The sequence below is a fragment of the Gemmatimonas sp. genome (genome assembly GCF_044345575.1).
Classification (GTDB): Bacteria; Gemmatimonadota; Gemmatimonadetes; order Gemmatimonadales; family Gemmatimonadaceae; genus Gemmatimonas.
Map to the genome: position 1 here is coordinate 1 of NZ_JBIJAW010000128.1, position 8,896 is coordinate 8,896.

Annotated in this window: 6 protein-coding genes; 5 read left to right on the top strand and 1 reads right to left on the bottom strand. The window is 66.2% G+C overall.

The window, feature by feature from the left end; translation table 11 throughout:
* Positions 1-637: MlaD family protein (locus tag ACIQ6O_RS09185; RefSeq protein ID WP_396207486.1), on the top strand; the 637-nt coding region annotated here is incomplete at its 5' end.
* Positions 638-976: 339 nt separating this feature from the next.
* Positions 977-4,270, top strand: a complete 3,294-nt coding sequence (locus ACIQ6O_RS09190; RefSeq protein ID WP_396207487.1) for a carboxypeptidase regulatory-like domain-containing protein — start codon at positions 977-979, stop codon at positions 4,268-4,270.
* Positions 4,271-4,375: 105 nt separating this feature from the next.
* Here ACIQ6O_RS09190 and ACIQ6O_RS09195 read toward each other — a convergent pair whose 3' ends face one another.
* Entirely contained in the window at positions 4,376-5,755 is a 1,380-nt protein-coding gene (locus tag ACIQ6O_RS09195; RefSeq protein ID WP_396207488.1) for an APC family permease, read from the bottom strand.
* A gap of 66 nt (positions 5,756-5,821) precedes the next feature.
* Here ACIQ6O_RS09195 and ACIQ6O_RS09200 point away from each other — a divergent pair, with 66 nt between their 5' ends.
* The 3 genes from ACIQ6O_RS09200 to ACIQ6O_RS09210 all read left to right on the top strand — a co-directional run.
* Positions 5,822-6,070, top strand: a complete 249-nt coding sequence (locus ACIQ6O_RS09200; RefSeq protein ID WP_396207489.1) for a hypothetical protein — start codon at positions 5,822-5,824, stop codon at positions 6,068-6,070.
* Positions 6,071-6,086: 16 nt separating this feature from the next.
* Positions 6,087-7,028 (top strand): heme o synthase, encoded by a 942-nt coding sequence (locus tag ACIQ6O_RS09205; protein ID WP_396207490.1) that lies wholly within the window; start codon positions 6,087-6,089, stop codon positions 7,026-7,028.
* 517 nt (positions 7,029-7,545) lie between these two features.
* Positions 7,546-8,896, top strand: a 1,351-nt coding sequence (locus ACIQ6O_RS09210) for an ABC transporter ATP-binding protein (protein ID WP_396207491.1), incomplete at its 3' end; no start/stop codon positions are given.

The following is an 8,896-nucleotide window of genomic DNA, read 5'->3' on the forward strand; positions in this document are numbered from 1 at the left end:
GAACCAGTACAAGATCCCCCAGGGCACCACAGCCACGGTGGAAGCGAACGGCATTTTCGGCGACATGCTGATCGCGCTCACCCCGGTGAAGGGGGTGGAGGGCAAGATGGCCGCCGGGGACACGATCCCCACGGGCGTTGGGTCCCCGGGGGTGGGTCAGCTGCTCGAGAAGGGGGACTCGATCGCCCTCGATGTGCGGGCGCTCACCGGCGAGGCACGCGCCCAGTTCGTGGAGGGGGGCGGTATGAAGGACGTGCGCCAGACGGTCACCGACCTCACGAAGCTCGTGGCGCAGCTCTCGTCGGTAGCGGCCGAGCAGTCGCGTCAGCTCACGCTGACGCAGGCGCAGCTGCGGAAGACGCTCTCGAGTGTTGACTCGGCGAAGGTGGACAGCACGATCGTGAACCTGCGGGCGACGAGTGCGAGCTTCGAGCAGCTCTCGCGCGACTTCAAGGAAACGAACGCGCAGGTGCAGCAGCTGGTGGCGAAGGTGAACAACGGCTCCGGCACGGCCGGGAAGCTGATGAACGACCCGGCGGTGTACGCACGGGTGGATACGCTGCTGGCGCGGATGGACTCGCTGGTGATGGATCTGCAGAAGAATCCCCGGAAGTACATCAACCTCAAGATCTTCTGATCGGCGGGTCGGCTGGTGGATGCGAAGGGGGCCCGGTGGGCCCCCTTTTGCTTTTGGCGCCTTCGGGAGAACCGGGGAAAGGGCCCCTTTTTCACCCTTTCTCCGGAAGCGCGACGGAGACTATTCCACAAAAGAGAAAGCGAACCGGCCTCGCCCTCCATGCGTTAGGTCCCCGTCGGCCCGCAACATCTCCGTAACGGCCGCCACCCCCGGATCCGCGGTCCCTGTACCCGGACTCGGGTTTGTTACATTTGATGCTGGCCGGTTTCCCTTTGTGAACACCCGGGCGTGTCCGCCTCGGTGCACCGGCCCCTTCCCTCACGATCTCAGGAGCATTTCATGTTTCACCTGGTCCGGCGTGCAGGTCGCACCTGGATTGCGGGCGCTGTGGCGATGTTTGCCCTCGCGACCGCTCGCCCGGTGGAGGCCCAGGTCACGACGTCCGCGATTCGCGGGACGGTGACCGACTCCACGGGCAAGCCCATCGAAAACGTTCGCATCGATGCTGTGCACCAGCCCTCGGGCACGCGCTACAGCTCGGGCACCCGCGCAGACGGCGCGTTCGCCATCATCGGTATGCGTATCGGCGGCCCGTACCAGATCACGGCGTCGGCCCTCGGCTTCCGCAAGGAAACGCGCGAAGTGGCGGCCCTGACGCTTGGTGTCACGAGCGATGTGCGCTTCGTGCTCACCAACGCGGCCGTGCAGCTGCAGGCGATCACCACGCAGGCCGACCCGAGCGCGCTCAGCACGACGCGCACCGGTGCCGCCACGTCGGTGACCCGTCAGGCCATTGAAAACCTGCCCACGATCTCGCGTCGTATCGGCGACTTCACACGCCTCACGCCGCAGGCGAGCGGTTCGAGCTTCGCCGGTCAGGACAACCGCCTGAACAACATCACGGTCGACGGGTCGTACTTCAACAACTCGTTCGGTCTCGGCGGTCAGCCGGGTGACCGTACGGGCGTGGCCCCGATCTCGCTCGACGCCATCGAGCAGATCCAGGTGAACATCGCGCCGTACGACGTGCGCCAGGGCAACTTCACGGGCGCCGGCGTCAACACCGTCACCCGCTCGGGTACGAACCAGTTCACCGGCTCAGCTTACTACTTCCTCCGCAACGAGGATCTGGTGGGTCGCCAGGCCGGCGCGGCCGCGTTCAACCCCGGCACGTTCAACTACGCGCAGGTGGGTGCCCGTCTCGGCGGTCCGCTCATCAAGGACAAGCTCTTCTTCTTCACCAGCTACGAAGAAGACAAGCAGACGCAGCCGGGTATCCTCCGCACGGCCAACCCGGGCGGCGCCGCGGTGACGGGCAACATGACCCGCGTGCTCGCGTCGGACATGAACAACCTGAGCACGTTCCTGCGCGATCGGTTCAAGTACGAGACCGGCCCCTACAGCGGGTACGACAACGAGACGCCGTCGCAGCGTATCCTGACGCGCCTCGACTACAACCTGAACGACAAGAACAAGTTCAGCCTCCGCTACACCGCACTGAACTCGAACACCGACGTGAACCTCTCCACGTCGGCTTCGCTGGGCTTCGGCCGCGCGGCCAACAATACGTTCCTCTCCTTCCAGAACTCCAACTACCAGATCAAGGAGAACATCCGGTCGGTAGTGGGTGAGTGGAACTCGCTGTTCGGCGATCGCATGGCGAACAACTTCATCATCGGCTTCACGTCGCAGGACGAAAGCCGCCAGTCGCGCGGGTCGATCTTCCCGTTCGTCGACATCCTGCAGGACGGTACGGCGTACACGTCGTTCGGCTTCGAGCCGTTCACGCCGAACAACGAGCTCCGCTACAAGAGCTTCCAGATCCAGAACAACCTGACCATCTCGCGCGACAAGCACGAGTTCACGATCGGCGGTACGTTCGAGCGCTACGAGTCGGAGAACGTGTTCTTCCCGGGCTCGCAGAGCTCGTACGTGTACAACTCGCTGGCTGACTTCTACACCGACGCCAACGACTACCTCGCGAACCCGAATCGCACGACGTCGCCCGTGACGGCGCGTCGCTTCCAGGTGCGCTGGGCGAACATCCCGGGTCAGGAGAAGCCGGTCCAGCCGCTCGAAGTGATGTACGGCGGGATCTACCTGCAGGACGAGTATCGCGCGAGCGACAACCTGCGCTTCACGGCGGGTCTGCGCATGGACGTGCCGGTGTTCGGCGAAACCGGCTTCACCAATGCCCAGGCGAACGGCTACACGTTCCGCGACGAGAAGGGCAACGCGGTGCAGTACCAGACGCAGAAGCTCCCCGACGCGAACCTGCTCTGGAGCCCGCGCCTCGGCTTCAACTGGGACGTGACGGGTGATCAGAAGACGCAGGTGCGCGGCGGTACGGGTATCTTCACCGGTCGTCCGGCGTACGTGTGGATCTCGAACCAGGTCGGCAACAACGGTGTGCTCACCGGCTTCGAGTCGGTAGACAACACGCGTAGCCGCCCGTTCAACCCGAACCCGAACGCGTACAAGCCGACGACCGTCACGGGTCAGCCGGCGGCGCAGTACGAACTGGCGCTGACCGACCCGACGTTCAAGTTCCCGCAGATCTGGCGCTCGAACCTCGCCGTGGACCGCCGCCTCTTCTGGGGCCTCAACGCCACGGCCGAGTTCCTGTACAGCAAGGACGTGAACGGTGTGTACTACATCGACGCCAACCTTGCCGCCCCGACGGGTGCCTTCGTCGGCCCGGACAACCGTCCGCGTTATAGCGACACCTGCCCGGCCGCCGGCCTTCAGGTGCGCCTCAACTGCAACGTGACCAATGCCATTGTCCTGAAGAACCAGGACGTGGGCTCGGCGTGGAACGCGGCGTTTGCCCTTGAGCGGGGCTTCAGCAACGGCTTCTTCGCCAAGGCCGCGTACAGCTACGGCATGTCGCGCAACACGGTAGACCCGGGCTCGATCGCCGGTGGTAGCTTCACGGGCAACCCGATCGTCCGCGACGGCAACAACCCGGGCGTGGGTATCTCGGGCACGGCTGCCGGTCACCGCTTCTTCGTGACGGCGACGTACGAGAAGCGCTATTTCGACTTCGGCAAGACGGGCGTCTCGTTCTACTTCGAAGGCCGCAACGCCGGCAACACGAGCTACACCTACTCGGGTGACCTCAACGGCGACGGTATCGCGAACAACGAGCTCATCTACGTGCCGAAGGATCGCGCGGAGATGAACTTCGAAGCCTACACCCCGACGGGCGGCCGCCTGTTCTCGGTGGCGGAGCAGCAGGACGCGTTCGAAGCGTTCATCAACCAGGACAAGTACCTGCAGTCGCGTCGCGGCCAGTACGCCGAGCGTGGCGCGGTGTTCCTCCCGATGGTCTACAACGCCGACGTGAGCATCACGCAGGACATCTTCGCTCGCCTCGGCGGGCAGAAGAACACGCTGCAGCTGCGCCTCGACATCCTGAACTTCGGCAACATGCTGAACGACAACTGGGGTCAGGGGCTGCGTGCGGTCAACAACCGTCCGCTGGTGGCGCGTGGCGCCGACGCGAACGGCCGCGCACTGTACCGCATGGCCAACCTCAACCCGACGACGCTGCTCTCGAACAGCTTCGAGCGCACGGCGTTCACGGGCGACGTGTGGCGCATGCAGCTGGGTCTGCGGTACATCTTCAACTAAGTCCTTCGGGGCTGGTTGGATGACGAAGGGGGAGCCGGCGATGCCGGCTCCCCCTTTTGTTTTGCATGGAAGGTCGTGGGGGAGGGCTTTCAGCCCCTCACACGCTCACTTCGCCTTCCGCCCCACCGTCGCATAGAACACCGGCACGCCCAACAGAATCACGCCGAACACGCCAAGGGTCGGAATGCGCTGCGCCGGATCCATCAGCGCATTGCCCAGGAGGAAGAGCACCGCGAGGCAGAAGAGCGCCGGCACGAACGGATAGAGCGGCGTCTTCACCGGCGGATTCCAGTCGGGGCGGCGACGCAACTTGAACACGGCGCCGATGCTCATGATGTAGAACACGAGGCTCGCGGTCACGAAGATGTCGGCGAGCTGCTCGAAGCTGCGCAGCAGCACGAAGGCCACGCCGAGGGTGCCGGTCATGATGATGGCCACGTACGGCGTCTTGAACGTGGGGTGCACCTTGGCCACCTGCTTGAAGAACAGCCCATCGTCGGCCATGGCGAAGAAGATGCGCGGGCCGGTGAGCAGCGACCCGTTCACGCTGCCGAAGGTGGAGAGCAGCACGGTGAGCGAGACCAGCGTCACGCCGATGGGGCCGACGAGCCGCAGCGCGACGTCAGCCGCGACGAGCGGCGCCTTCCGCATCTCCTCCACGTTGAGCACGCTGAGGTACGCGAGGTTGGCGAGCAGGTAGATGGCGATGATGGCGAGCGTGCCGAGCACGATGGCCTTGGGGAGCGTGCGCTCGGGGTCCTTCACTTCGCCGCTCACCTTGGCGAGATCGCCCCAGCCGTCGAAGGCCCAGAGTACGCTCACGAGGGCGAGACCGAACGCGGAGACGCTGAAGCTGCCCGGCGGAGCCGCGGGGGTGAAATTGCCCCCCGTCTGCGGCAGGCCGATCGCGAAGGCCAGCAGCACGATGATCACGAGTCCGCCGTACTTGGCGACCGTGGTGACGTTCTGCACGAGTGAACCCCAGCGCAGTCCGACCACGTTGATGGCGGCCATGAGGACGAGCGCGCCGGCGGCGAGATAGTGCGCGTAGTCGTCGTACGGCGCGATGCTGGGGTCGATGCCCACGGCGCGCAGCGCGTACTGGCCGAAGGTGAGGGAGATCCCGCCCAGCGCGGCGGCGCGGATGAGCGTGAACTCGGCCCACCCGTAGAGGAAGGCGGGAAGGCGGCCCCACGCTTCCCGGATGTAGACGAAATAGCCGCCCGTGCGCGGCATGGCGCCGGCCAGTTCGGCGAGGGTGAGGGCGCCACAGAGGGCGAACAGTCCGCCCATGGCCCACACGGCCATCAAGGGGAGTGGGCCGGGCAGCTTGTCAGCGATGCCGGCCGGCGACCGGAAGATCCCGGAGCCGATCGTGGTGCCGACGAGCACGGCAATGGCGCTCCAGAGACCGAGCGTCCGGGGCAGTTCCTGCGGGGCCGCGCTGGGGGCGGCAGAAGCGGAGGGGGCGTTGGGCTTAGCCATAATCGCTATGGTAGTACGCGGGACGGGGGTTCACCACCTCGATCCACCGTCTAGTTTTCACCTGTCATGAACTCCCCGAGTCACTCCATGCTGTCCCCCACCCTGTTGACCGCCCTGTTCTGGATGGCGGTGGCGATCTGTGGTGTGGCCCAGCTCTTCATCATGCGTGCGGTGTTCCGCACGCTCCCGGCAGCGCCGACCAACAGCGCTGTCCCTGCTCCGCGACGCTGGGCCGAGATCGTGCAGGTCCTCCTGCCCATCATCGGCCTCGTCGCGCTCTTCTATGGCGCCTGGCGCGCCATGCCCTTCGTGTGACCGAGGCAGATCGCGTATGGCCAGCAGTGTTGCTCCGGTGAACACCCCGTCGAACCACGAGAAGCCCGTGGGGGCCCCGACCGAGACGCCGTTGTCGCGTGACCTCGTCGCCCTCACGAAGCCGCGCATCATCTCGCTGCTGCTCGTGACGACGGCCGCCCCGATGTATGCGGCGGGGAGCCCGAGCCTGTGGACGGTATTGCTCGTGATGGTCGGCGGCTATCTCATGGCCGGCGGCGCGAACGCGGTGAACATGTACATCGACCGCGACATCGATGACGTGATGGCGCGGACGCGCCTGCGTCCGATTCCGAGCGGCCGCATGACGCCCACGCAGGTGCTCGCGTTCGGCGTGGCCTGCGCCACGTTCGCCACGTGGATGCTCGCGCATTTCGTGAACGTGCTCACGGCGGGGCTCGCGTTGGCGGGCTTTTACTTCTACGTGTTCATCTACACGCGCATCCTCAAGCGCACGAGCCCGCAGAACATCGTGATCGGCGGCGCCGCCGGCGCGTTCCCACCGCTGGTGGGATGGGCCGCGGTAACGGGCACGCTCGACGTGACGGCGCTCTGCCTGTTCCTCATCGTGTTCTATTGGACGCCGCCGCACTTCTGGGCGCTCGCGCTGCTCAAGCAGGTGGACTACGGCCGTGCCAAGGTGCCGATGGCGCCGCTGGTGTGGGGCGAGCGCGAGACGATGCACCAGATGGTGTGGTACACGGTGATCCTGCTGGTGCTCACGGTGCTGCCGGTGATGTACGGCGCGTTCGGCCTGCTCTATCTCGCGTCGGCCGTGATCCTCGGTGGCCTGCTGATGTGGGGCGTACTCAAGGTGCTGTGGGCCGCGCAGAAGGGGGAACCGTGGACGGCGCCGGCGTGGTGGGTGTACAAGTACTCGCTGCTCTATCTGGCGCTGCTGTTCGTGGCGATGGGAGTGGACAAGGCGATCGCGCGCTGAGCGTAGGCCAGCGCGTCGTCCAGCGCGTTGTCCTTAGCGTTTTCCAGCGTGGTTGAACGACGCGCGATCGACTACGCGCTGGCACGGACGCGTTGGCACCTACGCGTTGGAACGAACGCGTTGGCACGAACGCAGAGGGGCGCGGGCAACCACGCAGGCAACAACGGGCGACCGCCTCGGCCTTCGGCCGGGAGCGGTCGCTGCGTTTTTCGGGCGTTGTTGCCCGCGTAGGGGCGTCGGTGCCCGCGTAGTTGCCAGCGCCCCTCTGCGTTCGTGCCAGAGCGTTCGTTCCAACGCGTAGGCGCCAACGCGTCCGTGCCAACGCGTAGGCGATCGCGCGTAGTACCACGCACGACAACCACGCACGACAACCACGCACGACAACCACGCACGACAACCACGCACGACAACCCCGCACGGCACCCCCGCACCACACCCACGCCGCACAACCACGCTGGGCACCACGCCGCGCAACTACGCCCCTCGCGCCCCGCCATCCCTCCTGCGATCTTCCGTCGTGCCCAGCCCCAAGCTTTCCCTCCAGCCGCTGTCCCGCCTCGTGCCGCTCGTGCGGCCGTATCGCGGTCGCCTGGTGGTGGCCTCGGTCTTTCTCGTGGTGGCCGCCGCCGCGGGCCTGGTGTTTCCGGCCGTCATGCGGTTCCTCCTCGATGCGGCCTTCGAGCAGAAGGATCACGCGGCGCTCGATCGGATCGCGATCATCCTGCTGTCGGTGTTCGCCGTTCAGGCGGTCGCCAACTTCGTGCAGGTCTACCTGCTCAGCTCGAGCACGGAACGCATCGTTGCGGCGCTGCGCGCGCGCACGTTCGCGCATCTCATTCGCCTGTCGCCGGCGTTCTTCACGGAACGCCGCACGGGGGAACTCACAAGCCGCCTGAGCAGCGATCTCGGTCTGCTGCAGTCGCTGTTGAGCACGTGGGTGTCGGAGCTGTCGCGGCAGTCGATCTTTCTCGTCGGCGGCGCGATCATGATGCTCGTGACGAACCTCCGCCTCACGCTCACCACGCTGGCCGTGGTGCCACTGGTGGTGGGCGCGGCGATCTTCTTCGGCAAGTCGCTCCGCACGGCGAGTACGAGCGTGCAGGATCGGATTGCCGATGCCATGGGCATGGCCGACGAAAGCTTCGGCGCCATTCGCACCGTGCAGAGCTTCACGCGCGAGGCGGAGGAAACGCGTCGCTTCGGCGCCGCCCTGAAGGACCTGGTGCGCGTGGCCGTGCATCGCGCCCGCACGCGGGCCCTCTTCTTCAGCGTGGTGGGATTCGTGGCGTTCGGTGCCGTAGCGGCCGTGCTCTGGCAAGGCGGCACGCAGGTGCTCGCGGGGAAACTCACCGCTGGCACGCTCGTGGCATTTCTCTTCTACGCACTGTTCGTGGCCGCGGCCGTGGGGTCGCTCGCGACACTGTTCGGCAACTTCCAGGAGGCCGTGGGCGCCGCCACCCGCGTCTGGGAATTGCTCGACACCCAACCCACCGTGCGCGATCCGGACGTGCCGTTGACGCTGCCGGCCCCGCTGCGCGGCGAGGTCCGTTTCGACGCGGTGGCGTTCCGCTATCTGCCTTCACAGCCCGACGTGGTGCGCGACATCTCGCTGCACATGGCGCCGGGTGAAGTGGTGGCGCTCGTGGGACGCAGCGGCGCGGGCAAGACCACCATCGCGAGTCTTCTCCCGCGTTTCTGGGATGTGACCGCAGGCGCCATCACGCTCGACGGCATCGATGTGCGCGATCTCACGCTCGACACGTTGCGTGGCGCCATCGGTATCGTGCCGCAGGAGCCGGTCCTCTTCAGCGGGACCATCCGCGAGAATATCGCCTACGCCAATCCGCGCGCCACAGCGGCCGAGATCG

Bases quoted from the DNA above. Each gene is read 5' to 3' on its own strand.
- ACIQ6O_RS09200 (WP_396207489.1), top strand. From the start codon at position 5,822: ATGAACTCCCCGAGTCACTCCATGCTGTCCCCCACCCTGTTGACCGCC.
- ACIQ6O_RS09205 (WP_396207490.1), top strand. From the start codon at position 6,087: ATGGCCAGCAGTGTTGCTCCGGTGAACACCCCGTCGAACCACGAGAAG.
- ACIQ6O_RS09195 (WP_396207488.1), bottom strand. From the start codon at position 5,755: ATGGCTAAGCCCAACGCCCCCTCCGCTTCTGCCGCCCCCAGCGCGGCC.
- ACIQ6O_RS09190 (WP_396207487.1), top strand. From the start codon at position 977: ATGTTTCACCTGGTCCGGCGTGCAGGTCGCACCTGGATTGCGGGCGCT.